The 23,485-nt window shown below is 35.2% G+C and carries 21 protein-coding genes; 13 read left to right on the top strand and 8 right to left on the bottom strand.

Annotation, left to right across the window (positions count from 1 at the left end; genetic code table 11):
- Window positions 1-222 precede the first annotated feature (222 nt).
- Together ACODST_RS20625 and ACODST_RS20620 are read right to left on the bottom strand one after the other, a co-directional pair.
- On the bottom strand, window positions 223-771 hold the full coding sequence (locus tag ACODST_RS20625) for a hypothetical protein (protein ID WP_488933973.1): 549 nt from the start codon (window positions 769-771) through the stop codon (window positions 223-225).
- Window positions 768-1,658, bottom strand: a complete 891-nt coding sequence (locus tag ACODST_RS20620) for a hypothetical protein (protein ID WP_488933972.1) — start codon at window positions 1,656-1,658, stop codon at window positions 768-770. Before ACODST_RS20620 ends, ACODST_RS20625 begins: the two co-directional genes overlap by 4 nt.
- 165 nt (window positions 1,659-1,823) lie before the next feature.
- Between ACODST_RS20620 and ACODST_RS20615 the strand changes: the two genes are divergently transcribed.
- From ACODST_RS20615 to ACODST_RS20605, 3 genes are all read left to right on the top strand, one after another.
- The gene (locus ACODST_RS20615; protein ID WP_488933971.1) at window positions 1,824-3,152 is read left to right on the top strand and encodes a vWA domain-containing protein; all 1,329 of its coding nucleotides are present in this window, start codon (window positions 1,824-1,826) and stop codon (window positions 3,150-3,152) included.
- A gap of 163 nt (window positions 3,153-3,315) precedes the next feature.
- Window positions 3,316-3,768: a DUF1569 domain-containing protein gene (locus ACODST_RS20610; RefSeq protein WP_488933970.1), complete on the top strand. Its 453-nt coding sequence runs from the start codon at window positions 3,316-3,318 to the stop codon at window positions 3,766-3,768.
- Between the two features lie 18 nt (window positions 3,769-3,786).
- Window positions 3,787-4,221 (top strand): nuclear transport factor 2 family protein, encoded by a 435-nt coding sequence (locus ACODST_RS20605; protein ID WP_488933969.1) that lies wholly within the window; start codon window positions 3,787-3,789, stop codon window positions 4,219-4,221.
- On the opposite strand, the gene ACODST_RS20600 is transcribed toward ACODST_RS20605, so the two are convergent.
- Both ACODST_RS20600 and ACODST_RS20595 read right to left on the bottom strand, forming a co-directional pair.
- The gene (locus tag ACODST_RS20600; RefSeq protein WP_488933968.1) at window positions 4,222-4,872 is read right to left on the bottom strand and encodes an endonuclease III domain-containing protein; all 651 of its coding nucleotides are present in this window, start codon (window positions 4,870-4,872) and stop codon (window positions 4,222-4,224) included.
- Window positions 4,873-4,918: 46 nt separating this feature from the next.
- On the bottom strand, window positions 4,919-5,620 hold the full coding sequence (locus ACODST_RS20595) for an alpha/beta hydrolase (RefSeq protein ID WP_488933967.1): 702 nt from the start codon (window positions 5,618-5,620) through the stop codon (window positions 4,919-4,921).
- A gap of 31 nt (window positions 5,621-5,651) precedes the next feature.
- Between ACODST_RS20595 and ACODST_RS20590 the strand changes: the two genes are divergently transcribed.
- The 7 genes from ACODST_RS20590 to ACODST_RS20560 all read left to right on the top strand — a co-directional run bounded on the left by ACODST_RS20590 (window position 5,652) and on the right by ACODST_RS20560 (window position 15,537).
- Window positions 5,652-5,864, top strand: a complete 213-nt coding sequence (locus ACODST_RS20590) for a hypothetical protein (protein ID WP_488933966.1) — start codon at window positions 5,652-5,654, stop codon at window positions 5,862-5,864.
- A 41-nt stretch (window positions 5,865-5,905) separates the two neighbouring features.
- Complete coding sequence (locus tag ACODST_RS20585) at window positions 5,906-7,333, top strand: glycogen synthase (RefSeq protein ID WP_488933965.1); 1,428 nt, start codon at window positions 5,906-5,908, stop codon at window positions 7,331-7,333.
- Window positions 7,323-8,603: a glucose-1-phosphate adenylyltransferase gene (locus tag ACODST_RS20580; protein WP_488933964.1), complete on the top strand. Its 1,281-nt coding sequence runs from the start codon at window positions 7,323-7,325 to the stop codon at window positions 8,601-8,603. The genes ACODST_RS20585 and ACODST_RS20580 overlap by 11 nt, the downstream gene beginning before the upstream one ends.
- A 47-nt stretch (window positions 8,604-8,650) precedes the next feature.
- Window positions 8,651-10,555 (top strand): 1,4-alpha-glucan branching protein GlgB, encoded by a 1,905-nt coding sequence (gene glgB / locus ACODST_RS20575; protein ID WP_488933963.1) that lies wholly within the window; start codon window positions 8,651-8,653, stop codon window positions 10,553-10,555.
- Between the two features lie 203 nt (window positions 10,556-10,758).
- Window positions 10,759-13,158, top strand: a complete 2,400-nt coding sequence (locus ACODST_RS20570) for a glycoside hydrolase family 31 protein (protein ID WP_488933962.1) — start codon at window positions 10,759-10,761, stop codon at window positions 13,156-13,158.
- A gap of 85 nt (window positions 13,159-13,243) precedes the next feature.
- Complete coding sequence (locus tag ACODST_RS20565) at window positions 13,244-14,056, top strand: M48 family metallopeptidase (RefSeq protein WP_488933961.1); 813 nt, start codon at window positions 13,244-13,246, stop codon at window positions 14,054-14,056.
- 155 nt (window positions 14,057-14,211) lie between these two features.
- Window positions 14,212-15,537 carry an MFS transporter gene (locus ACODST_RS20560; RefSeq protein ID WP_488933960.1) on the top strand — a complete coding sequence of 442 codons (1,326 nt, stop codon included), beginning with the start codon at window positions 14,212-14,214 and terminating at the stop codon, window positions 15,535-15,537.
- Window positions 15,538-15,630: 93 nt separating this feature from the next.
- Here ACODST_RS20560 and ACODST_RS20555 read toward each other — a convergent pair whose 3' ends face one another.
- The 4 genes from ACODST_RS20555 to ACODST_RS20540 are packed head-to-tail and all read right to left on the bottom strand — an operon-like array spanning window position 15,631 to window position 18,511.
- Window positions 15,631-16,362 (bottom strand): head GIN domain-containing protein, encoded by a 732-nt coding sequence (locus ACODST_RS20555; RefSeq protein WP_488933959.1) that lies wholly within the window; start codon window positions 16,360-16,362, stop codon window positions 15,631-15,633.
- A 19-nt stretch (window positions 16,363-16,381) separates the two neighbouring features.
- Window positions 16,382-17,440, bottom strand: a complete 1,059-nt coding sequence (locus ACODST_RS20550) for a hypothetical protein (protein ID WP_488933958.1) — start codon at window positions 17,438-17,440, stop codon at window positions 16,382-16,384.
- A complete protein-coding gene (locus ACODST_RS20545; protein ID WP_488933957.1) occupies window positions 17,424-17,960 on the bottom strand; it encodes an anti-sigma factor in 537 nt (178 codons plus the stop codon). Before ACODST_RS20545 ends, ACODST_RS20550 begins: the two co-directional genes overlap by 17 nt.
- Entirely contained in the window at window positions 17,957-18,511 is a 555-nt protein-coding gene (locus ACODST_RS20540) for an RNA polymerase sigma factor (RefSeq protein WP_488933956.1), read from the bottom strand. Before ACODST_RS20540 ends, ACODST_RS20545 begins: the two co-directional genes overlap by 4 nt.
- 245 nt (window positions 18,512-18,756) lie before the next feature.
- On the opposite strand from ACODST_RS20540, the gene ACODST_RS20535 reads away from it, so the two are divergent.
- The 3 genes from ACODST_RS20535 (at window position 18,757) to porQ (ending at window position 23,423) form a co-directional block, all read left to right on the top strand.
- Window positions 18,757-19,449 (top strand): hypothetical protein, encoded by a 693-nt coding sequence (locus ACODST_RS20535; protein ID WP_488933955.1) that lies wholly within the window; start codon window positions 18,757-18,759, stop codon window positions 19,447-19,449.
- Window positions 19,450-19,674: 225 nt separating this feature from the next.
- On the top strand, window positions 19,675-22,128 hold the full coding sequence (gene lon / locus ACODST_RS20530) for an endopeptidase La (RefSeq protein ID WP_488933954.1): 2,454 nt from the start codon (window positions 19,675-19,677) through the stop codon (window positions 22,126-22,128).
- A 275-nt stretch (window positions 22,129-22,403) separates the two neighbouring features.
- Complete coding sequence (gene porQ / locus ACODST_RS20525; RefSeq protein WP_488933953.1) at window positions 22,404-23,423, top strand: type IX secretion system protein PorQ; 1,020 nt, start codon at window positions 22,404-22,406, stop codon at window positions 23,421-23,423.
- Window positions 23,424-23,485 lie beyond the last annotated feature (62 nt).

Raw genomic sequence — 23,485 nt, 5'->3', positions numbered from 1 at the left:
AAATCCAGTGAACAGCAATGTTCGTGCGGGTTCAAGTCCCGCTCTGAGTACTAAAACTTCAATTAGTTATGCTAATTGAAGTTTTTTTTTTGAGATTAACTGAAAGATATCGGGGATCAATTTCAAAAGTTGGGGATTAGGCAAAAAGATTAGATAATCTGAAGAGAAAAAAATCTATTTTCCTAGAATCAAGTTCAAAAGTTAAAAACACGAAGCTTACTTTTAAGGAAGCATTTCACCCAGTTTTAGATTCCATACCTTTTTATTTCTTGTCCCAAAATATTTTTCTTCAAGTGAAAAGTAGATTTTTTGCTTGATGGTAAAGTTATATTCAGTTATACTACTCGTTACTGTAAGCTGGTACTCGTTGATCCAATTATCTGCATTGGGTTCAGAAGAATTATAAAGTGTATTTAATTTAAATTTGTAAGATTGACTTTCAATTTTATTTAGTAAAAGAGTTAAACTTACTATTTTTTTATCCCGTGAAAGAAAGTCCCGGACTTCTGTATTTTCATTTTCCTGTGAGAATAAAAATAATATGTTTTCTTTAAGCTCTTTTTTTAGTTCTGTACTCGTATTTTTATCCGAATATAAGGTTAAGTATTCGTAAAATTCAGAGATTTTACTCATAGAGTTTTCCTGATAAACAGCAATGCTTTTTTCTGTGAAACTGTTCTCTATCGTCATTGGTTTTACATGGGCTGCTTGTGCCAAAACATTTCCATAACATAAAACGGAGAGAAAAAATAGGGAATATCTTTTTTTCATAACTGCTTAATTCTTAGAAACACAATCTGTTTCTGATTATTAGTTTCCAGATTTATAATTTCCATTTTTTTTGTTTCAGCCGTAGGAATAATCAATTTTTGAGAAAACTCTTTTTTATTCAGGTATTCAGCTCCTAATTCGTCTTTAAGAAGAATAATGACTTCTAAATCATCGGAAAGTATTTTTTCTAAATTATCTTTTCTGGTTTCCCAGTTTTTGATATCTGAATGTATAAATGTTTTGAGGACGAATGCATAATCTTCCGGCTTAATAAAAATTTCTTTGTCAACCTGAGATGTATTTACTTCTTGTTTTTCGAAATAAGGGCTTTCAATAATTAGCTTTTCATCATTTTCTTTAAGCTGAATTTTAGAATCTTTTACTTCGACTTCATTTTTTTTTCCGTCACTAATACTGTAAACCCTAAAGTCGTTGGTTTTTACTGGATCTTTAGTGTATTGATTTCTGATTTCTACTGTTTTTGTTTTTTGATTTTTGGACAGGAGATAAAAAATAATTAAGCCGGATAGAACTAAAAGGCCCAATAAAGCTGTTTTGCGTTTTTTAGTTATTTTAAAGATTTCCTTCTTAGACTGTGATTCTTTTGCAGGGGCGGACTGATTTTTAAATAAAAATTCTTCCCAATCGCTATATCCTGTAAATTTTGAAAAAATATCAAGCATATCCTTTCTGGGCAGTTTTTCAGTTGTTTCAGGTTTTAAATGGGTATAAATCCATTTTTCGCTCACACGTTCTTTTTGAGTTGTTTCAATTAAATCAATAAGCTGTCGAATATCTTTAGAACTAAAGCTTTTCCAGCTTCCCTGAAAAAAAGGGTAGTGTCTGGCATATTCTTTTAGTACCTGATTTTTTAATTCCTGAAACAATTCAATGAGGTTTATCGATAAGCAAATCTAACTAAAAAGTTTAAAGACTTACTGTAAAAGTACTGTAAAATGACATATAAACTTTACAGTAACTATAAAATGCTTTTACAGTGTTTCTTTTTTAAGATCAGTTTAATCTTGCTGAAAATTTTAAAATCAAGAAAAATGAAAACAAAAATCGTAATTATTGGATTGTTATTGGCAAACATTTGTCTGGCACAGTATGGTGTTTCAAGCGGCTCTTACAGTATGGTTAGAAAAAATGGTATGAATTCACATAACGAAAGCGGCGCATTTAATGACCGTATGGTTATAGTAGAAGATTTTGTGAATTATCATAAACACAAAATTGCTATTCCTTATAAAGAAGAAGCGGCGTTGAGTATTGATTATAATAACACACTCCTGGATAGTAAGGATACATTTGTTTTACAGATTGGGTTAGCGACAGCTCAGAAAGAAAACCTGAAGAAATCATCTAAAAAAGTAAATATTTCGCTGGTTATTGATAACAGTGGTTCAATGCAAGGGGATAAAATAGAGTATGTAAAAACGGCGATAAAAACATTTGTAAAAAAACTCGATAACGGAATGTCTCTGTCCTTAATTACTTTTGATGATACAGCAAGAGTAATTATGAATACTGTATTACTAGATACTGACAGAAAAGAAATTTATGAGATCATTGATGATATTCAGCCAGGAGGTTCTACCAATATTAATTCAGGCCTGATGCTGGGATACGAGGAGATTCAAAAGAAGCATAATGCCGATACAAACTCCCGGGTTATTCTGTTGACTGATGGAATGACCAACAGCGGAGAAACCAATAAAGAAAAAATTCTGTTGAATTCTAAACACTATAATGACATGGGAATTGAAATTTCTACAATTGGTGTTGGAAACAGCTTAGATTTTGACTTATTAAGAAGTTTATCCGAAAATGGAAAGGGCTCTAATCATTTTATAGGAGATACTGAAACTGATATTCAAAAGGTATTTGTAATGGAACTGGAAAGTTTATTGTATACCATTGGAAGAAATCCAAAAATAAGTATCGAACTCCCGGATTCTTTTAAAATCAAGAAGATTTATGGTTATAAACCTGATTATCTGTCTGATTATAAAGTTTCTGTTGCATTGGAAAATCTTACTTCCGGAACCACTCAGGTTATAATGATGGAAGTAGAAAAGAAAATGTCGGGGCAGGATGTTATAAAAGCAAAGCTTGAATATGAAAATGATAAAAAAACAGTTTATCTGAATGAAACGGAAGTTTACAAACAGAAAGAAAAATTTACGAATAACGAAATTGCTAAAAATTATAGTATTGCTTTGATGGCCGATGCGCTTAAACAATATGCGTCAGCGTTTACAAAAGGCAGGAATCCTTTAAAAACGGAAATTCAAAATGCAATTGCTTTTACTGATAAATATGCAGATTCTACAGACGCAGACGTGAAACGTATATATGAAATATTAAAAAGAATATAGTTAAAAGTATTGCGAAAAAGATATCCTGAATCCTTCTTTTTTAGGTTTTGGATATCTTTTGCATTCCCTGCTTTTTTTCGTTCTTTTTTTAGTAATGTGTAATGTTTTCTAAAATTTGATATTTTTGTTTGTAAATACTTTTTCTTACTAAATAACTTTTTCGATGAAAAATATATTTGATGTAAACGACTGCAGTGAAATTATTAGCCGTATTAATCAGCTTACCCCTGATTTGCAGCCGCTTTGGGGTAAAATGAGTTCAGATCAGATGCTGGCGCATTGTAATGTAACGTATGAAATGGTATATGAGGATATCCATCCAAAACCCAATGCTTTCTTACGGTTTATTTTAAAAGCTTTTGTAAAAAAGAAAGTGGTTGATAAAACTCCCTATCCTAAAAATAGCAGAACGGCCCCGCAATTCATCATAACAGGCAGTCGTGATTTTGATCTTGAAAAAAACAGACTTATCTCCTATATTATTAAAACACAGGAGTTAGGAGCGAATGAATTTGAAGGTAAGGAGTCTCTTTCATTTGGAAAACTTACCGCAGAAGAATGGAATAATATGTTTGCCAAACATTTAGATCATCATTTTACACAATTTGGAGTTTAATTTTTTAACTGATTTATTATGAAAGTATATGGTATTCTGTTTTTTCTTTTGTTAGGAATGACGGTCAATGCGCAGAAACAGGAAGTTCAAAAAAGTATTGAGATATTTTTTGAAGGATTTCATCAAAAAGATTCCGTAAAAATAAAGACTGTTTGTGCCGACAAAATGATTTTACAGTCTATTAGTGAAAGTGCTGTTAAAGGAAATAAACTATCAGACGAAAGTGCGGGAGAGTTTTATAAATCGATTGCCTCTATTCCGTTAAATATGAAATTTCAGGAGAAGATATTGAGTTATAACATTCAGATAGATGGTGCAATGGCTCATGTTTGGGCACCTTATGAGTTTTATATTAACGATAAATTCAGTCATTCCGGTGTCAATACTTTTACTTTGTTTAAAGAAAAAGACACCTGGAAAATTATTTACTTAATTGATACCAGAAGAAAATAATTAATTTTTTTGTATTTCAGAGGAATAATACAGACAGATATCCGTCAAAAGACATTCTTCACATTTTGGTTTGGGTCTGCAGGTTTCCCTGCCTAAAAAAGAAATAGCCATACCAATTTCCGACCAGATTGTTTTAGGTAAAACCAGCATCAGGTCTTTTTCTACCTTGTTTCCGTCTTTAGATTCTTTGATAATCCCAATTCGGGGAGCGACCCTTATGACATGCAGATCAGCTATAATTCCTTCGGCCGGCTGATGGGTTTCCCTCATGATAACATTGGCTGATTTTCTTCCAATACCTTTTAAAGCTGTTAAACCTGACATGGTTAGCGGGATAGCACTATCATCTTTAAGGGTTTGTGCGATTTCCAGCAGCCATTGTGCTTTAGTGGGATAATTACGTACTTTACTGATATATGGTATAAAACTCTCCGGATCTGCTTTGGATAGACTTTTTAAGGCAGGATATTTTTCAAACAAAGCAGGAGAGAGAGAATTGATATTAGCATCAGAATCCTGGGCAGATAAAACAACCATAACCAGCAGCTGGTAGGTATTCTGATACTCTAAAGGATGTTTTTTACCTTTGTATTTCTTTAAAATGGGTGCCAGTTTAATTTCCCAGTTTGAAGTTTCTCCAAATAAATCCATTTGACAATTTTCTTTATTGTTGTGATTCAGGTAGTTATCTGTAAAGTTAATTGATTTTAATGAATTCTGTTATTTTTTTAATAACATTTTGATTACCAAGTATTTTCCGGTGCCCTAGTCCGTCAGTTAAAAATAAGGAGCCATTTTCAAGGTTTTGATGAATGTGAATTCCCGCTTTAACAAGTACTTCGGGATCGTCGTTATCATGAATGACCAAAACCGGGATTGTAATCTTTTGAGCTGCTCTGTAGGCTGAAAAATCGTCCATCTTTAATTGGTACTTCTCTTCGAAGAAAACACGAAGACGTTCACTGAATTCTTTCTTTAGTTTTAGTTTAAAAATAAATTCATCCAGAATATCCTGAACAATATCACCACTTCCAATGATGATAGCTTTATTGACTTGTAAACCGTCTTTAACAGCATTTAAAACAGACATTCCGCCCAATGAATGCCCGACAGCGATTTCAAACGGACCAAATTCTTTCTCTATTTCCAGAATAGACGCTATGAACTCAGACATAATAGTGGTTTTACCCTCAGATTTGCCATGTGCGGGCGCATCAAAACTAATCGTAGAATACCCGTTATGTAAGAGTTCTTCAGCTATTTTAAACAATTGTGTTCCTCTGCCGGACCAGCCATGAACCAACAGTACTTTACGCTCGCTTTGTCCGTATTGGTAAGTAACAACTTCTTTATTAATAGCAGGTATGTAAACCGTTTTCTGAAGGCTTTTTCGGTCCATTTCAAATTCGCGTTTCGGAACCTTATGTTTTATGGGTGTAGTGAATATTCTGGCTGCAAATTTAACGGCCAGTTTTGTGGATACAAATGCGCAAATTTTGGCAGATACTATAATTATCTGTGGAATTTTTAATGATTTAGTAGGATTAATTGTCTTTTTTGCCATTTCAATAAAACTTGTCGGGGTGAAGAACTCTGCCTGTTTTTTTGCTAAATTTAAAAAAAAGATAAAAGTAGCATATTAATGATTGTTTCTTACGAAATGATCGCAAATTAATTTTTTGAGATGGAGATATTTCATATAAGCGCAGAATGTTATCCTATGGCCAAAGTAGGCGGTCTGGCTGACGTAGTGGGAGCATTGCCTAAATATCAAACCAATGCCGGACATGAAGTCAGGGTTGTGGTTCCCTGTTATGATACTAAATTCAGACATGAGAATGATTTTGAATGTGTACATTGGGGGACTGTGAAACTTGGAAACTTTGATTTTCCTTTCAGCGTTCTTAAAGAAACCACAGATAAATTAGGTTTTGAGCTATATCTCATTGAGATTAATGATTTATTTAACCGTTCCAGTATTTACGGATATGAAGATGATATTGAACGTTTTTTGTCTTTTCAGACAGCCGTTTTGGACTGGATTATTGCCCGAAATAAAATACCGGACATTATCAACTGCCATGACCATCATACCGGATTGATTCCGTTTTTGCTTCAGGCAGCTTACAAGTATGAAACCCTTAAAGAGGTAAAAACAGTTATAACGATTCATAACGGTTTGTATCAGGGCTGGTTTGGATTTGATAAATTATATTATCTGCCGGAATTCGATTTAAAGCATGTGGGATTGTTAGAATGGAATAACTGTATCAATTCGCTGGCAGTTGGAATTAAATGCGCCAATGCGGTGACTACTGTTTCTCCAAGCTATTTAAATGAAATTAATCACGCGGCAAACGGATTAGAAGCTTTGTTTCAGTCTGTTCGCAATAAGTCAAAAGGTATTCTGAACGGAATTGATTTTGAAGTCTGGAATCCGTCTAAAGATCCTATGATTGCTGAGAATTATTCTATTGATAATTTCGAAGCCGGAAAAAAGAAAAATAAAGAAAAGTTGTGTGAACAGTTTGATCTCGATCCTTCAAAACCTCTGTTTAGTTTTATTGGACGTTTGTTTGAAGAAAAAGGAGGTGATTTACTGCCGCAGGCTTCTGCTTTAGCATTATCAGAGCATTTCGAAGAGATTAATATCCTGATCTTAGGGTCAGGAAATGCTGAAATCGAATCACAATTAACACAGTTACGCAGTGATTATAAAGGAAATTACAATGTTTTTATAGGTTATAATGAAGAACTTGCCCATTTGATTTATGCCGGTTCTGATTATATTTTGATGCCGTCACGAGTAGAGCCCTGCGGTTTGAACCAAATGTATGCCATGCGTTATGGTACTATACCTATAGTAAGAAGAACAGGTGGTTTACGCGATACAGTTATTGATTTTGGAGATGAAGGAAATGGTATTTGCCATGATCAGGCTTCGGTTGGCGATATTTGTTATTCTATAAATCGGGCTGTTCATTTATATGCTGATACCCTAAATTATAATAAAGTTATCCATAGAGGAATGTCGGCAGATCATTCCTGGGAAAGAGTGTGCCAAGAATATATTGAAATATACAACCTAATAATTCAGAAAAATGAAATTTAAAAAGAAAAATGTAGTTGCTATTATTTTAGGAGGAGGACAGGGATCTCGTTTATTCCCTTTAACAGAAACCAGATCTAAACCGGCTGTCCCTATTGGAGGAAAATACCGTTTGGTAGATATTCCGATTTCGAATTGTATCAATTCTGATATATTTAAAATATTTGTTTTGACACAGTTTAATTCCGCATCACTTAATGCGCACATTAAAAACACCTTTAATTTTAGTATTTTCAGTCAGTCATTTGTTGATATTCTGGCAGCAGAACAGACTCCCGATAATCCAACCTGGTTTCAGGGAACGGCAGACGCTGTAAGACAGTGTATGTCCCATTTCTTAAAACACGATTTTGATCACGCTTTAATCCTTTCCGGTGATCAGCTGTATCAAATGGATTTTAATGAAATGCTTGAAGCTCATATTGCGGCAGATGCTGAGATTTCAATTGCCACTCTGCCGGTAAATGCCAAAGATGCTCCGGAATTTGGAATTCTTAAAACCGATCATGAAAGCTGTATTCAGGCATTTATTGAAAAACCAGATGCTTCACTTTTACCGCAATGGGAATCTGAAGTAAGTGAGCAGATGCAGGAAAAAGGTAAAAAATACCTGGCTTCGATGGGTATTTACATTTTTAATAAAGCATTACTGGAAGAACTGATGGCCAATCAGGAAACAAAAGATTTTGGAAAAGAAATCATTCCACAGGCCGTTGGAAAACATAAAATATTAAGCTATCAATACGAAGGGTACTGGACTGATATCGGAAATATTGAATCATTCTTTGAAGCAAATATTGGTTTAACAGCGGATATTCCGGAATTCAATCTGTTTGATAACGAAAACAAAATTTTTACCCGTCCAAGATTATTACCTCCTTCTAAGTTTAGGAATTCCATTATTAATCAGTCCCTGATTTCTGAAGGCTGTATTATTAATGCAAAAGAAATTAAAAGTTCCGTGATTGGTATCCGTTCCCGAATTGGTGAAGGGACTGTACTGGAAAACTGTTATGTAATGGGGAACGATTTTTATCAGGACCTGGACGAAATGAATCATGATTCAAGTATTAATAAAATACATGTTGGAATTGGCGAAAACTGCTTTATCAAAAATGCTCTTGTAGATAAGAATGTTCGTATTGGAAATAATGTACACATCAACGGAGGAAAACACCTTGATAATTTTACCAATGAATTATACAGTATCAAAGACGGGATTGTTGTGATCAAAAAAGGGGTGACACTTTCCGATAATTTCAGAATCGAATAAAAATAAATTTCAATAGACAAATTCCAAATTCCAATTTTACAATAAACATGACTAAAGTAATTCCACATTCTCTTTTTACCGATTTTGATATTGATTTATTCAAATCCGGAAAACATTTCCGTTTATATGAAAAATTGGGGGCGCACTTAACAGAAGTGAATGGAGTTAAAGGAGTTTATTTTGCGGTCTGGGCTCCCACTGCACAATCTGTTTCTGTAGTCGGCGATTTCAATTACTGGGTGCAGGGTGAACATGTTCTCAATGTTCGCTGGGATTCTTCCGGAATTTGGGAAGGCTTTATTCCTGATATTTCAAAAGGAGCATTATACAAATATAAAATTCAGTCGAATGTTGATGGAATTGTAACCGAAAAAGCCGACCCGTTTGCTTTGTATTGTGAAAAACCGCCGCACACAGCCTCCGTGGTCTGGGATCTGGATTATAAGTGGAAAGATGAAAACTGGATGGAGCACCGACAAGAGAAAAATGCTCTGGACAAACCTTATTCAGTTTATGAAGTACATCTGGGTTCGTGGAGAAGGGCAGATCATAACCGTTTCCTGACTTATCTGGAACTGGCAGATGATCTGGTTAATTATGTTAAAGAAACTGGTTTTACTCATGTTGAGTTTATGCCGGTTATGGAATATCCTTATGATCCTTCATGGGGATATCAGTTAACAGGATATTTTGCGCCGACTTCCCGTTTTGGAAAACCCCAGGATTTTATGGTTTTAGTAGACAAACTGCATCAGGAAGGTATTGGTGTTATTCTGGATTGGGTTCCATCGCATTTTCCTGACGATGCTTATGGTTTAGGATTCTTTGATGGTTCGCATTTGTATGAACATCCCGATCGCAGAAAAGGCTATCATCCGGACTGGAAAAGTCTGGTTTTTAATTACGGACGAAATGAAGTTCGTGCCTTTTTAATCAGTAATGCTGTTTTCTGGCTTCAGCATTATCATATAGACGGACTTCGTGTTGATGCAGTTGCTTCAATGCTGTACTTGGATTATTCGAGAAAAGACGGCGAATGGGAAGCTAATATTTTTGGAGGCAGAGAAAATTTAGACAGTATCAGTTTTCTTAAAGAATTTAATGAAGTTATCTATGCTAATTTTGATGGAGTTCAGACTATTGCCGAAGAGAGTACTTCGTTTCCAATGGTTTCGAGACCCACTTTTGCAGGAGGTTTGGGCTTTGGCATGAAATGGATGATGGGCTGGATGCACGATACCCTGAAATATTTTGAGAAAGAAACAGTATATAGAAAATACCATCAAAACGACCTGACTTTCTCGATGACGTATGCCTTTACCGAGAATTTTATGCTTCCGTTTTCTCATGATGAAGTCGTTTACGGAAAAAAAGCACTTATTTATAAAATGCCGGGCGATGAGTGGCAGCGATTTGCCAATTTAAGATTATTGTATGGCTACATGTTTACTCATCCCGGATCAAAATTACTGTTTATGGGAGCCGAATTTGGCCAGACGGGCGAATGGAATTTTGAGCAGAGTCTGGACTGGCACCTGCTTCAGTATGATTTTCATGTGGGAATAAAAAGATTAATCACAGATCTGAACCGGTTATACAAGCTCAATCCTGCTTTATATGAAAAACAGTTTTCAGGAGAAGGCTTTGAGTGGATTAATTACTCTGATCATCAAAATGCGGTGATGTCCTATATCCGTAAAGGTAATAATCCTAATGAAAATTTAATTGTAGTATGCAATTTTACACAGGTTGTCAGGGAGAATTACAGGATCGGTATTCCCGGAAAAGGGAACTTAAAAGAGATTTTTAATACTGATAGTACGTTGTATGGCGGCAGTGGTGTTGGAAAATCGGATATAATAGAGACACAGGCTGTAAAGTACGATGGAAGGGATTTTTCTGTTGAATTAGTTTTACCTCCTTTGGGGGTAACCGTATATTCTTTCGTTTAGAAAAAATCTTACAATTATTTTTATCGGTACTTTTTTGTCATTTTACAGTTCTAAAATTATCAATTTGGTGATTTTTTCAGCTGTTATTTAAGACTCAGTCAGAAAAAACGTTTTCGTGAATAAACCTTTTATTCATAGGGCTTTACTAACTTTTTTTGTATGTTTGAAATAACAGTTATTGTTATAATTAATTCATTGGCGGTATGATTACAAACACATCATTAGAATACAAAGGCGATTTATATCCCTCTAAAATTGTCTCTTATGAGCATGAAGGAGATTCTGTTTTTTTTAATACAGATAATAAAGTAATTCTAAAAGTTACGATTCTCAGAGACAGCTTAATCCGGTTTCGCTTTACTACAAAAGGTTATTTTAGCAATGACTTTTCATACGCAATTGATAAGACACAGCTTCACGGTTATAATTTTCTGGAAGTTACAGAAGAAGAAACCTATTTTCAGATCAGAACCAGTAAAGTAAAATGTAAAATCCAGAAAGCAGATTTGCGTCTGGCAATTTATGATTTAAATGATTTTCTGATTCTCGAAGATGAACTTGGTTTTCATTGGGAAGAAAGTTATGAATATGGCGGAAATATCGTAAAAATGAGTAAATTCTCCAAAGACGGAGAGTGTTATTATGGTCTTGGTGACAAAGCTACTCAGATGAACCTTAAAGGTAAAAGAGTTGAAAATTTTGCTACAGATCAATATGCTTATCAGAAAGACCAGGAACCTTTATATAAAGTAGTTCCGTTTTATATCGGTTTACATAACAAACAATCGTACGGAATATTTTTTGACAATACTTTCAGAACTTTCTTTGATTTTTGCCAGGAAAGAAGAAATGTCACCAGTTTCTGGGCAGAAGGCGGTGAAATGAATTATTATTTTATTTACGGCCCTCAAATGCAGGATGTCGTGACCACTTATACTGATTTAACCGGGAAACCGGAATTACCGCCGCTTTGGGTTTTAGGCTATCACCAGTGCAAATGGAGTTATTATCCTGAAAGCAAAGTAAAAGAAATCACTTCAAAGTTCAGGGAACTGCAGATTCCGTGTGATGCGATCTATCTGGATATAGATTATATGGACGGTTTCAGATGTTTTACCTGGAATAAAAATTATTTTCCTGATCCTAAAAAGATGGTTGCTGAATTGGCCGAGGACGGATTTAAAACAGTGGTAATTATTGATCCCGGAATCAAAATTGATAAAGATTACTGGGTATACAAAGAAGCGCTGGAAAAAGATTATTTCTGTAAAAGGGCAGACGGACCTTATATGAAAGGAAAAGTATGGCCGGGTGAATGTAATTTTCCAGATTATACAAATCCCGTAGTAAGAGAGTGGTGGGCTGGTTTATTTAAAGAATTAATAGCAGATATCGGGGTAAAAGGGGTATGGAATGATATGAACGAACCTGCTGTTATGGAAGTGCCCAATAAAACTTTCCCAATGGATGTACGCCATGTATACGACGGAAATCCCTGCAGCCACAGAAAAGCCCATAATATTTACGGAACACAAATGGCAAGAGCTACTTATCATGGTGTTAAACGATTTGTCTATCCAAAACGTCCGTTTGTTATTACCAGATCGGCCTATTCCGGGGCACAGCGATATACTTCGTCATGGACCGGTGACAATGTAGCTACTTGGGAACATTTGTGGATTGCCAATATTCAGGTACAAAGAATGTCGATATCCGGAATGGGTTTTACAGGTTCTGATATTGGAGGATTTGCCGAGCAGCCAACAGGGGAGCTTTATGCACGATGGATTCAGTTAGGTGTTTTCCATCCGTTTTGCCGAACACACTCTTCAGGTGATCATGGAAATCAGGAGCCGTGGGCCTTTGACGAAGAGGTAATTAACATTACCAGAAAATTTGTCAGCCTGCGTTATCAGCTGCTGCCGTATTTATATACCATGTTCTGGCAGTATATCGAAGAAGGAATTCCAATGTTGAAACCTTTGGTTTACTTTGATCAGGACGATACACAAACACATTATCGCAACGATGAATTTATTTTTGGTAATCAGATTTTAGTATGCCCGATACTGGAACCTAATGCTGTTGGACGACGTATGTATATCCCAAGAGGTGAGTGGTACAACTACTGGACTAATGAATTGTATGTTGGAGGAAGAGAAATCTGGGTGGATACTAAGTTTGATGAAATTCCGGTTTTTGTAAAAGCGGGTGCCATAATTCCTAAATATCCGGTTCAGCAGTATGTAGGCGAACTGGAGTTTGACGAATTAACACTGGACGTATACTATAAACACGGAAAAGAAAAATCAGTAGTGTACGAAGACGCTCAGGATGGTTATGATTATAAAAAAGGCCGTTACAGCTTTTTGTCATTAAGAAGTATTGGAAAAGAAAAAGAATTAATTATCCAGCTGCATAAAGAAGGAAAATTTGACACACCTTACAGCAAATATAAAATTAACCTGATTGGACTGCCTTTTAAAGTAACAGAAATCGAAATCGACAACGAAAAAATCGAATTTGATCAGGTAAATTTTGAAGCCAATAAATTCTTAATCGTTGATAAAGAGTTTAATGAACTTCATATTGTAGGCGAATAAGTAAATTCTGATACCGTTTTGAATAATTATATAAATTTCGAAGAAATTTTAATTGTATTTTTGTGTGTTTAAATTTACTAAGATCATGAAAAAACATCTAATTTCAAGCCTTTTTGCAGCTGTTTTAGTATGCAGTTGTGCAACCAATCCTGTAACGGGAAAAAAGAATTTGAATTTTGTTTCAAACAGTGAACTGTTTCCATCTTCCTTTCAGCAGTATAGTCAGTTTTTATCTGAAAATAAAGTGATTACAGGAACGGCAGATGCCAAACGTGTTGAAACTGTGGGATTAAAAATTAAAGCAGCAGCCGAAAAATATTTAACCTATTTAGGACAGTCAGAGTACTTAAAAGACTACCGTTGGGAGTATAAACTGGTAGACAATAAAGAAGTGAATGCCTGGTGTATGCCGGGAGGAAAAATAGTAGTGTATTCAGGAATTTTACCTATAACTCAAAACGAAGCTGGTTTAGCAACTGTAATGGGACATGAAGTTTCGCATGCATTGGCTAATCACGGCGCACAAAGAATGTCGGCTGCCCAGCTGCAGCAGATAGGAAGTGTGGCTTTAGATGCGGCAACAAGCAGTAAAACAGAATCGACCCGACAAATATTTGCGCAGGCTTACGGATTAGGTTCAGAATATGGCGTTATGCTTCCTTTCAGCAGAAGCAACGAAAGTGAAGCAGATAAAATTGGTTTGACCTTGATGGCAATTGCAGGTTATAATCCGGATGATGCTATTGCTTTCTGGAGCAGAATGTCTGCTAAATCCGGAGGATCAGGTACTCCTGAATTTATGAGTACACACCCTTCTGATGCTACCAGGATCGCTAATATTAAAGCTTTAATTCCCGAAGCAAAATCAATTGCACTTAAAGTAGGAGTGATAAAATAAAATCATTTTAAGAAATAATCTAAAGCTATTCGTTAACCGGATAGCTTTTTTTGTTTTGTAATTCTTTATAATTTAATAATGCAGGATTTAGGGAAATTCTGTTTGATTATGATAAAAATTAGATAAATTCGTAGCGCATTAACAAAATCATTTCTATGAAAAACCTACCAAAAGGAGATAAAAAACTTTTAAATGCCTGGGCGTTTTATGACTGGGCGAATTCAGTTTATACACTTACCATTGCCTCGGCCGTGTTTCCAATATTTTACGAAGCTTTGTTTTCTGACCGCGATCATTATATCGATGTATTCGGTCTTCATTTGAAAAACTCCGCATTAATTAGTTTTATTACGGCTGCGGCATTCTTAGTAGTTTCTTTTATTTCACCTTTACTATCTGGAATTGCTGATTATGTGGGAAATAAAAAAGCTTTTATGAAATTCTTCTGTTACATGGGAGCATTGTCCTGTATGGGATTATACTGGTTTAATTTATCAGATATTTATCTTGGGTTATTATTTTATTTTTTAGGTTTACTGGGCTATTGGGGAAGTTTGGTTTTCTACAATTCCTATCTTCCGGATATCGCTTTTGAAGAGCAGCAGGACAGAATTAGTGCAAAAGGATATTCTTTAGGATATATAGGAAGTGTGATTTTACTGATTATTAATCTGGCCATGATCATGAAACCTAAATTATTCGGGATTTCAGGAACCGATGGAGAAGCAGCGATGAAAGCCATGCGTTATTCTTTTGTGATGGTGGGTGTATGGTGGATTTTATTCAGTCAGTATACCTATTATTATCTGCCGAATGGGAGTAGGGAAATAACTCAAAAACTGACTAAAAATGTTGTTTTTAATGGTTTTAAGGAACTAAAGAAAGTTTGGGCATTATTAAAACAAAACGTTCCATTGAGAAGATATTTAGGAGGTTTCTTTGTTTCGAGTATGGCAGTGCAGACGGTAATGCTGGTAGCGACTTATTTTGGTGCTCAGGAAATTCAGTGGTCATCAAAAGAAGAAAGTACAATTGGTTTGATTATCTGTATTTTATTAATTCAGTTAGTGGCTGTTGCAGGAGCTATAGCAACATCCAGAGCTTCTGAAAAATATGGAAATATCAAAACGCTTATTGTGATTAATTTTATCTGGGTAGTTTTTTGTGCACTTGTTTATTTCATTTACCTGCCGATACATTTTTATGTAATGGCAACTTTGGCCGGAATTGTAATGGGAGGTATTCAGGCTCTGTCACGTTCTACTTATTCTAAGTTATTACCTGAAACAGAAGATACCGCTTCCTTTTTCAGCTTTTACGATGTAGCCGAAAAAATAGGGATTGTAATTGGAATGTGTGTGTACGGAATTATCGATCAGATTACCGGAAGTCCGCGTGCGGCGATTGTAATTTTAGCAATATTCTTTATTACTGCCATTTTCCTTCTAAGAAGAGTTCATAAAAAAGACGTTTCAAATTAATCTGAAACGTCTTTCTAATAGGAATATCACGAATTACAGGATTATTTGATTGATGATCATTTTTTGAAATTCGTGATATTTTTTACAAATCAATTAACCTTTTACAATTGTTCCTGAGCCTGAAACTTTTACATCTTTCTTTTCAGGATCTCCAAGATATTTAATTTTTCCTGAGCCTGACACTCTGGCTGTAATACTTTCGTTAGAACTTACTTTAGTATTCCCTGAACCTGAAATACTGGCTATTGCATTTTTGGTTTTTAAATCAGATGCATCAATATTGCCGGATCCCGAAAGTTTTGAAGTGAAAGTATCAGCCGTACCTTTTAAATTGATATTACCAGAACCGCTCACACTTAATTCGGCATTTGAAGCATCAATTGGCAGATTAAAATTGCCGGAACCGGAAAGTTTCACAGAAAAATGATCCCCTTTGATAACATCTTTTGATCTGATGTTTCCTGAACCTGCCAGATTTAACTCTGAGATTTTTTCAAAAGGAACGACAACCTGAATATTTCTGCCATCACTTGGTCTGATATTCGTAAATCTTTCTACATAAATTTTTAACGTATTATCTTCAACCTCCACTTTTATAGCCGAGAGTAAATTCTCTTCTCCTTTAAGGGTGATTTTTCCTTCTTTGCCGGCTACCAGATCTACATCAAAGAAACCTGATATTTTAATGCTGTCATAATCATTTGTAGTCCGGGTTTCTGTAACAACTTTCCCGTTTCCTTTTAACTTGTTCTTGTCCTGTGCATCGGCGGTGTTTCCAGTTAGCAGAAACACAGCTAATGCCAGAAGTAAAATTGATCTTTTCATTTTTTGATTGTTTTAATGATTAATTTTTGGTTAGTGATATATTTCCGTAATTAGAACTTACATTCACTTTGTTTTGTCCTTTTTTCTTATAAAAACCACTGATTCTTTTGGAATTACTCTTCACTTCAGTACTTGTAATGTCTAAGGTATTATCATGTTTAATTCCGGTATATTTTCCTGAAAGATCAAAGTCAAAAGCATAATTAGAATCATATCCCAGAGACACGTCAGTATACCCTGAATTGATACTGATATTGGCCGCTTTTTCAGAGATGGTGCCAACGTTTAATTTACTGTAATTGGTGTCAAAATTCAGACTGTTTGAGACTTCACCTATTACAATCGTTAAATAATTTCCTGATCCGTTTAATGAATTAATTTTCTGGAATTTAAAATTCCCGTAGTTGCAGTCATATTTTATATTCTGCCCCTCATTCAGAGTAACATCAGTATAGCTGGCATCTAAGTTCAGATTTCCTGAATCATTGATTTTTAAACCGGAATAACGGGCGTTTATCGTACCGCTTTTGATATAATCGATACTTGAATTCTGACAGTAAGAAATTTCTAAGCGGTTACTGGATCCGTTTAGTTTTCCAAGAGTTGTTTTTCCGTATTTGCAGCTGATATCTGTAGTAGATTCTAAATTTTGAGTAGAGATATTACCATATTTATTAACCAGTTTTACAGAGCCGTTTTTAGGGATTTTAATGATATAATTGATTTCGAAACTATTGTTGCTGCCTTTGCTTTTAAGAGCAGAATTTCCAATGTTGGTAACCGCCGTGACCATTCCTTTTAAAGCCGTAATATCAACGTCAATAGTATTCAGGCGGTCGTTTACCCAGTTTTCGTTGGCTCCGTTTACTTTAATAGTAATGTCAAGATCAATTTTATCTTCGTCCCAGGTAGATACCGAGATATTACCGTATTTGTTCTCAATGTCAATTCCTGCATTAGAATTAACGATATACGTTTTTTTGATCGTTTTCTGCTTGGTGATATACGTGTCGTCATTTGAAAATCCTAAAAAAGGAATCAAAAAAAGTAAGATTAGTAAATTATAATGTCTTTTCATCGGATGTGTTTTTTAAGTTTTCGTTTTCTTCAATTCGCTGTAAAACAGTCTGCAGGAATGAAATTCTGGTTTGCAGATTGCTGATCATAGCATAAATTATCTGTTTGTTTTCGCCATTTTTCTGAACTTCTTTGATGATCTTTTCATAATCGGCATCAAAGACTTTCATTTGTTTTAAGGCATCATTAATGATTTGTTCGTTCTCCGGAGAACTTTTTTCTTTTAATTTAACCAGCTCATTTTCGATCAGAATAGTAAAGATAGAATCCGTTCGTTTGGTTTCTTTTGAGGCAAACTTAAGATCATGCGGTTTTTCGGTATTGTTGTAAAATAAGGATATTCCCAACAACAGCGTAATAGAGGCAGCGATAGCCCAGGCGGCATAATTTTTTTTCTTTGGCTGTTTTGTGTTTAATTTATTTAGAAAATCAACCTGATGATCCGGATTTAGTTCCTGAATATCCCACTGATTCTCAAACTGGTTAAACAATTTGTCTATTGCATCATCTTCCTTTTTCATAGTTCCTCTAATTTTTTACGTAAATTTTCTTTTGCCCGACTGAGTGTTGTTCTGCAGTTAGCATAACTAATGTTTAATATTTCGCAGATTTCTTCCTGATCGTATCCTTCTATATAAAAGAGCGTCAGTACCATTCGGTAATTATCTTTTAAACCCGAAATAACCTCCAGGACCTGTTTCACTTTAAGTGAATTCAGATCAATGTTTTCAGATAGAATAGTGTCTGTTTCCTCTATTTTGTAAAGCGATTTGTTCAGGTCTTCGATCTGGAACGCATTGTTCTTTTTATAAAAATCAATACTATAATTAATAATGATTCTTTTGAGCCATGCGCCAAACGCTACTTCCTGTTTGTAATCGTTAATCTTGGTAAAAGCTTTCAAAAAACCCTCCTGCATGACGTCTTGTGCAAAATGCTCGTCTTTTACAATTCTGAAAGCTACGTTATACATAGCCTTACAATAGCGATTGTAAACTTCGAATTGGGCTTTCTGATGATTGCTTTTACAAAGCGCAATTAATTCTTCGATATTTTGATTAGTTATACTCAAGTAATGGTTGCTGGTTTTTTATAATGACTTTGCTTTTTTTGGTTTGTTACAGTTTCGATACAATAATGTTACTTTTTTTTCAAATATTTTTTAGAGGCAGGAGATAATAGTAGAGTTTTATATTGTAAACATCTGATTAGTAGTTGTTTATTCTGTTTGTTGGTATAGGAAATATTTTGTTAAAAATAAGTAAAAAATACGACCGTTTGTTTATTTTTGAAGTACCAAAAAACAAATATAATCCTATGAAAAAAATGAAAAACCTTGCGCTGATAGCGCTAATGGTATCAACGGCACTATTTACTTCCTGTTCAAGCGATTCAGGTTCTGACGAGCAGACACCGGAAGCTTCGCAAAATGATTACTGGCCTGCTGCAGTAGGCAATCAATGGGTCTTAAGTCAGAGTGGTAATGAAACTAGCATGAAAATCATCAGTACCGAAAATGTAAGCGGAGCCACTTATTTTAAGTTTGATAAATTTCTTACCGCTTCTTCAAGTGAAATTGGAGGTTCAGTTTCAGCCTCTCTTAAAAAAACATCAGGGGATTATTATATCAAACTTGATGATATTAATATTAATGTTAACGGCCTGACAGGAAAAGTAAGCGGATACGAATTTCTTTTCTTTAAAGATTACCTTGATGTAAATCAAACCTGGACGGGAAGTTATACACAGACGACGACTTACACGGGATTGGGAAGTATTTCATCAACAACAAAATATACCGGTACTATTGTAGAAAAGGGAATAACGACAACGGTAAAAGGTGTCGTTTATAAAGATGTTATTCATTTCAAATTTAAACAGGAAATTACAATGGAAGGAGAATCTGCCGGTTTATATGAAGCAGAATACTGGATGGCAAAAGGAGTCGGGGTAATTAAGTTTGTTTTAGGTGATGCATCATCTGAATTGGTATCTCATAAATTAAACTAAGCGAATCTGGAAATATGAATTAAAAGGTCGAAATTAATTTCGGCCTTTTTTTATGCTTTCTTCTTTTTATACGAATTCAAATCTGACGTTGTTGGATTTGGCATAATGATTGTCTATTTTTACGACCTGTCTTGCAAATGAAGAGTTTGGTTAAAAGAAACGCTTTTACAACACTGTTTGCAATTTAGATTGAACTTTTAATGACAAAACGACTTATATACTATTATGTCAAATCATAAAATACTTACTATTGACAATCTGTCACTTCAGGAATTTGATTCAGAAGCAGAATTAATCCCATTACTGACTCCGGAAGATGAGGAGGAAATGAACAATGAAGAGCTTCCTGTTTCACTGCCTATTTTACCTTTAAGAAATACGGTTTTATTTCCGGGTGTAGTAATACCAATTTCAGCCGGAAGAGATAAATCAATTAAATTAATAAATGATGCCAATGCCGGCGGAAAAATAATTGGTGTTGTTTCCCAGATCAATGAAGAGGACGAAGATCCGTCAAAAGACGATATTCATAAGGTAGGAACAGTGGCCCGTATTTTACGTGTACTAAAAATGCCTGACGGAAACGTAACGGTTATTTTACAAGGGAAAAAACGTTTCGAAATTGATGAAGTGGTTTCAGAAGATCCTTATATGACGGCTACTATAAAAGAAGTGGCAGAGGAACGTCCTGACGAAAATGACAGCGAATTTACAGCTATTTTAGATTCAGTTAAAGAACTGGCCATTCAGATTATTAAAGAGAGCCCAAATATTCCTTCTGAAGCTACTTTTGCGATTAAAAACATTGAAAGCCAGTCGTTTTTAATCAATTTTGTATCTTCAAATATGAATTTATCAGTAAAAGAAAAACAAGGCCTTTTATCGATAAACGGATTAAAAGAACGTGCTCTGGAAACGCTTCGTTACATGAACGTAGAACTGCAGAAATTAGAATTGAAAAATGACATTCAGTCAAAAGTCCGTTTTGATTTAGACCAGCAGCAGCGCGAATATTTCCTTCACCAGCAAATGAAAACCATTCAGGAAGAACTTGGAGGCGTTTCGCAGGAAGAGGAAATGGATGAGATGGGACAGAAAGCGAAAACCAAAAAATGGGATGAAAAAACGCAGAAACATTTCGAAAAAGAATTGTCAAAAATGCGTCGAATGAACCCGCAGTCTCCTGATTTTGGGATTCAGCGTAATTATTTAGAGTTATTTTTAGAATTGCCCTGGGGAGAATATTCTAAAGATAAATTCGACTTAAAACATGCTCAAAAGATATTAGACAAAGATCATTCCGGACTTGAAGAAGTAAAGAAAAGAATGATTGAGCATTTGGCGGTCTTAAAACTGCGAAATGACATGAAATCTCCTATTATATGTTTAACAGGGCCTCCGGGGGTTGGTAAAACTTCTATCGGACGTTCGGTTGCAGAAGCGCTTGGACGTGAGTATGTTCGTATTTCGTTAGGTGGTTTACGTGATGAGGCGGAAATTCGCGGACACCGAAAAACGTATATCGGAGCGATGCCGGGACGTATTATCCAGAGCCTTAAAAAGGCCGGAACTTCGAATCCTGTTTTCATTCTGGACGAGATTGATAAGTTATCAAATGGAAACAGCGGCGATCCGTCTTCAGCTTTATTAGAAGTTTTAGATCCGGAACAAAACAACGCTTTTTACGATAACTTCCTGGAAATGGGATACGATTTATCTAAAGTGATGTTTATTGCTACTTCCAATAACATGGCGGCGATTCAGCCGGCTTTGCGTGACAGAATGGAAGTAATTAAAATGTCAGGTTATACCATAGAAGAAAAAGTTGAAATCGCAAAAAGACATTTGTTTCCAAAACAGCTGGAAGCACACGGTTTGACAGCAAAGGACCTTACTATTGGTAAAAAGCAGCTGGAAAAAATTGTAGAAGGATATACCAGAGAATCAGGTGTTCGTAATTTAGAAACCAAAATTGCACAGGTAATTCGTAATGCAGCCAAAGCTGTTGCTATGGAAGAGGATTACAATAAAAAAGTGACTGACGAGGATATCGTTAAAGTTTTGGGAGTTCCGAGATTAGAACGTGATAAATACGAAAACAATGATGTTGCTGGTGTAGTAACAGGGCTGGCCTGGACAAGTGTTGGCGGTGATATTTTGTTTATCGAATCTTTGATTTCTGAAGGAAAAGGCGCTTTAACCATTACCGGAAATCTTGGGAATGTAATGAAAGAATCAGCTACTATTGCCCTGGAGTATATTAAGGCCAATGCTAAAAAGCTAGGTTTGTCAATAGAGTTATTTCAAAAATACAATATTCACCTGCATGTACCGGAAGGAGCTACGCCAAAAGACGGACCAAGTGCCGGTATTGCCATGCTGACTTCTTTGGTCTCTTTACTAACTCAGAAAAAAGTAAAGAAAAGCCTTGCTATGACCGGGGAAATTACTCTAAGAGGAAAAGTACTGCCTGTAGGCGGAATTAAAGAGAAAATCCTGGCAGCCAAACGTGCCGGTATCAAAGAAATCATTTTATGTCATGAAAACAAAAGTGATATCGATGAAATTAAAGAAGAATATCTGGAAGGTCTTGTCTTTCATTATGTAAAAGAAATGAGTGAAGTACTGGCTATTGCACTGACAGATCAGAATGTTAAAAATGCCAAGCAGTTGAAATAAGATATTCTTAAAAATTCCAATATTAAAAGTCCAGATTCCAATTTAAAAACTTTAGATTGAAATTTGGATTTTTTTTGATGTTCTGTTTGCGGTGACTGGAATAAAGAAATAGCTTTACCTGTTTGTTATTGTCCGCAGCCGGATTCCGGTTTAAAAACTTCTGTTTTGGAATTTGGAATTTCAGAATTTGGAATTTCTGTATTGTATTTTATTTTTGACTTATATAATTTTATCTTTGCGTCTGCGTTAGTCCCATATAGGAGCGCCAAAAAAGAATGCCAAAACAACCTCTACTTTTTTTATTCTTATTCGTTTGTTCGGTTTCTTTCGGACAGATTGGAGGTCGTTACACTTATCAGTTTTTAAATTTAACAACATCTCCGCGTCAGGCGGCACTGGGCGGGAAGGTTATCACTATTTATGACGAAGACGTTAATCAGGCCATGTCTAACCCTGCTGTTTTAAACGAGGATATGGACAATCATCTGGCGCTGAATTATGGTAATTATTATGGAGAAGCTTCTTACGGAACGGCTTCTTATGCGTATACTTACGACCGCCATGTGCAGACTTTTTATGCCGGGGTTAATTATATTAATTACGGTTCTTTTGAAGGATATGATGAAAATGGTCAGGCTACTTCTGATTTTACAGGAAGTGAAGGGGCGCTTTCTTTGGGATATGCTTACAATGTACCCTTTACCAACCTGCATATTGGTGCTAATGCTAAATTGATCACTTCTACATTAGAGAGTTATAATTCGATTGGAGCTGCTGTTGATTTAGGTTTCTTATATGTCGTAGAGGAAAATGATATTAATTTCGCACTTGTATTTCGTAATATAGGAACACAGTTTAAGACCTACTCCGGAATACAGGAGAATTTACCTTTTGAAATTACGGCCGGGGTTTCTCAGGAACTGGAACACGTTCCCATCCGCTGGCATCTTACTCTGGAAAATTTACAGCAGTGGAATATTTCTTTTTCAAATCCCGTTCGAGGAGAAACTAATATCGACGGCTCAACAAGTGCTGAGAAAGTTTCGTTCGTAAATAATGCTTTACGTCACGTTATTTTTGGTGTGGAATTGTTTCCAAAACGGGCTTTTAATATTCGTTTAGGCTATAATTTCAGAAGAGGAGAAGAGCTCAGAGTTAATGAACAGCGTAATTTTTCCGGTGTTTCATTAGGGCTGGGAATAAAAATGAATAAACTAAAATTCAATTATTCCTATTCCAGATATACTTTGGCTGCCAATACAAGTCTTTTCGGGCTAGTATTAAATTTGCAATAATTTTTTTAGTTATAGCCTAAAAAGTTTTTAATCAGCTTATAAATTTTTTTTAAACTGATGAT

The sequence above is a fragment of the Flavobacterium sp. FG19 genome, assembly GCF_057809475.1.
The sequence above is the reverse complement of the archived record's forward strand: the minus strand, read 5'-3'. Positions and strand labels throughout refer to the sequence as shown.

Excerpts from the sequence above, each read along its gene's own strand:
- porQ (WP_488933953.1), top strand. The coding sequence starts at position 22,404 with ATGCCAAAACAACCTCTACTTTTTTTATTCTTATTCGTTTGTTCGGTT.
- ACODST_RS20570 (WP_488933962.1), top strand. The coding sequence starts at position 10,759 with ATGATTACAAACACATCATTAGAATACAAAGGCGATTTATATCCCTCT.
- ACODST_RS20565 (WP_488933961.1), top strand. The coding sequence starts at position 13,244 with ATGAAAAAACATCTAATTTCAAGCCTTTTTGCAGCTGTTTTAGTATGC.
- ACODST_RS20560 (WP_488933960.1), top strand. The coding sequence starts at position 14,212 with ATGAAAAACCTACCAAAAGGAGATAAAAAACTTTTAAATGCCTGGGCG.
- ACODST_RS20625 (WP_488933973.1), bottom strand. The coding sequence starts at position 771 with ATGAAAAAAAGATATTCCCTATTTTTTCTCTCCGTTTTATGTTATGGA.
- ACODST_RS20595 (WP_488933967.1), bottom strand. The coding sequence starts at position 5,620 with ATGGACCGAAAAAGCCTTCAGAAAACGGTTTACATACCTGCTATTAAT.
- ACODST_RS20590 (WP_488933966.1), top strand. The coding sequence starts at position 5,652 with ATGGGTGTAGTGAATATTCTGGCTGCAAATTTAACGGCCAGTTTTGTG.
- ACODST_RS20550 (WP_488933958.1), bottom strand. The coding sequence starts at position 17,440 with ATGAAAAGACATTATAATTTACTAATCTTACTTTTTTTGATTCCTTTT.
- ACODST_RS20605 (WP_488933969.1), top strand. The coding sequence starts at position 3,787 with ATGAAAGTATATGGTATTCTGTTTTTTCTTTTGTTAGGAATGACGGTC.
- glgB (WP_488933963.1), top strand. The coding sequence starts at position 8,651 with ATGACTAAAGTAATTCCACATTCTCTTTTTACCGATTTTGATATTGAT.
- ACODST_RS20580 (WP_488933964.1), top strand. The coding sequence starts at position 7,323 with ATGAAATTTAAAAAGAAAAATGTAGTTGCTATTATTTTAGGAGGAGGA.
- ACODST_RS20610 (WP_488933970.1), top strand. The coding sequence starts at position 3,316 with ATGAAAAATATATTTGATGTAAACGACTGCAGTGAAATTATTAGCCGT.
- ACODST_RS20545 (WP_488933957.1), bottom strand. The coding sequence starts at position 17,960 with ATGAAAAAGGAAGATGATGCAATAGACAAATTGTTTAACCAGTTTGAG.
- ACODST_RS20555 (WP_488933959.1), bottom strand. The coding sequence starts at position 16,362 with ATGAAAAGATCAATTTTACTTCTGGCATTAGCTGTGTTTCTGCTAACT.
- ACODST_RS20600 (WP_488933968.1), bottom strand. The coding sequence starts at position 4,872 with ATGGATTTATTTGGAGAAACTTCAAACTGGGAAATTAAACTGGCACCC.
- ACODST_RS20585 (WP_488933965.1), top strand. The coding sequence starts at position 5,906 with ATGGAGATATTTCATATAAGCGCAGAATGTTATCCTATGGCCAAAGTA.
- ACODST_RS20615 (WP_488933971.1), top strand. The coding sequence starts at position 1,824 with ATGAAAACAAAAATCGTAATTATTGGATTGTTATTGGCAAACATTTGT.
- ACODST_RS20535 (WP_488933955.1), top strand. The coding sequence starts at position 18,757 with ATGAAAAAAATGAAAAACCTTGCGCTGATAGCGCTAATGGTATCAACG.
- lon (WP_488933954.1), top strand. The coding sequence starts at position 19,675 with ATGTCAAATCATAAAATACTTACTATTGACAATCTGTCACTTCAGGAA.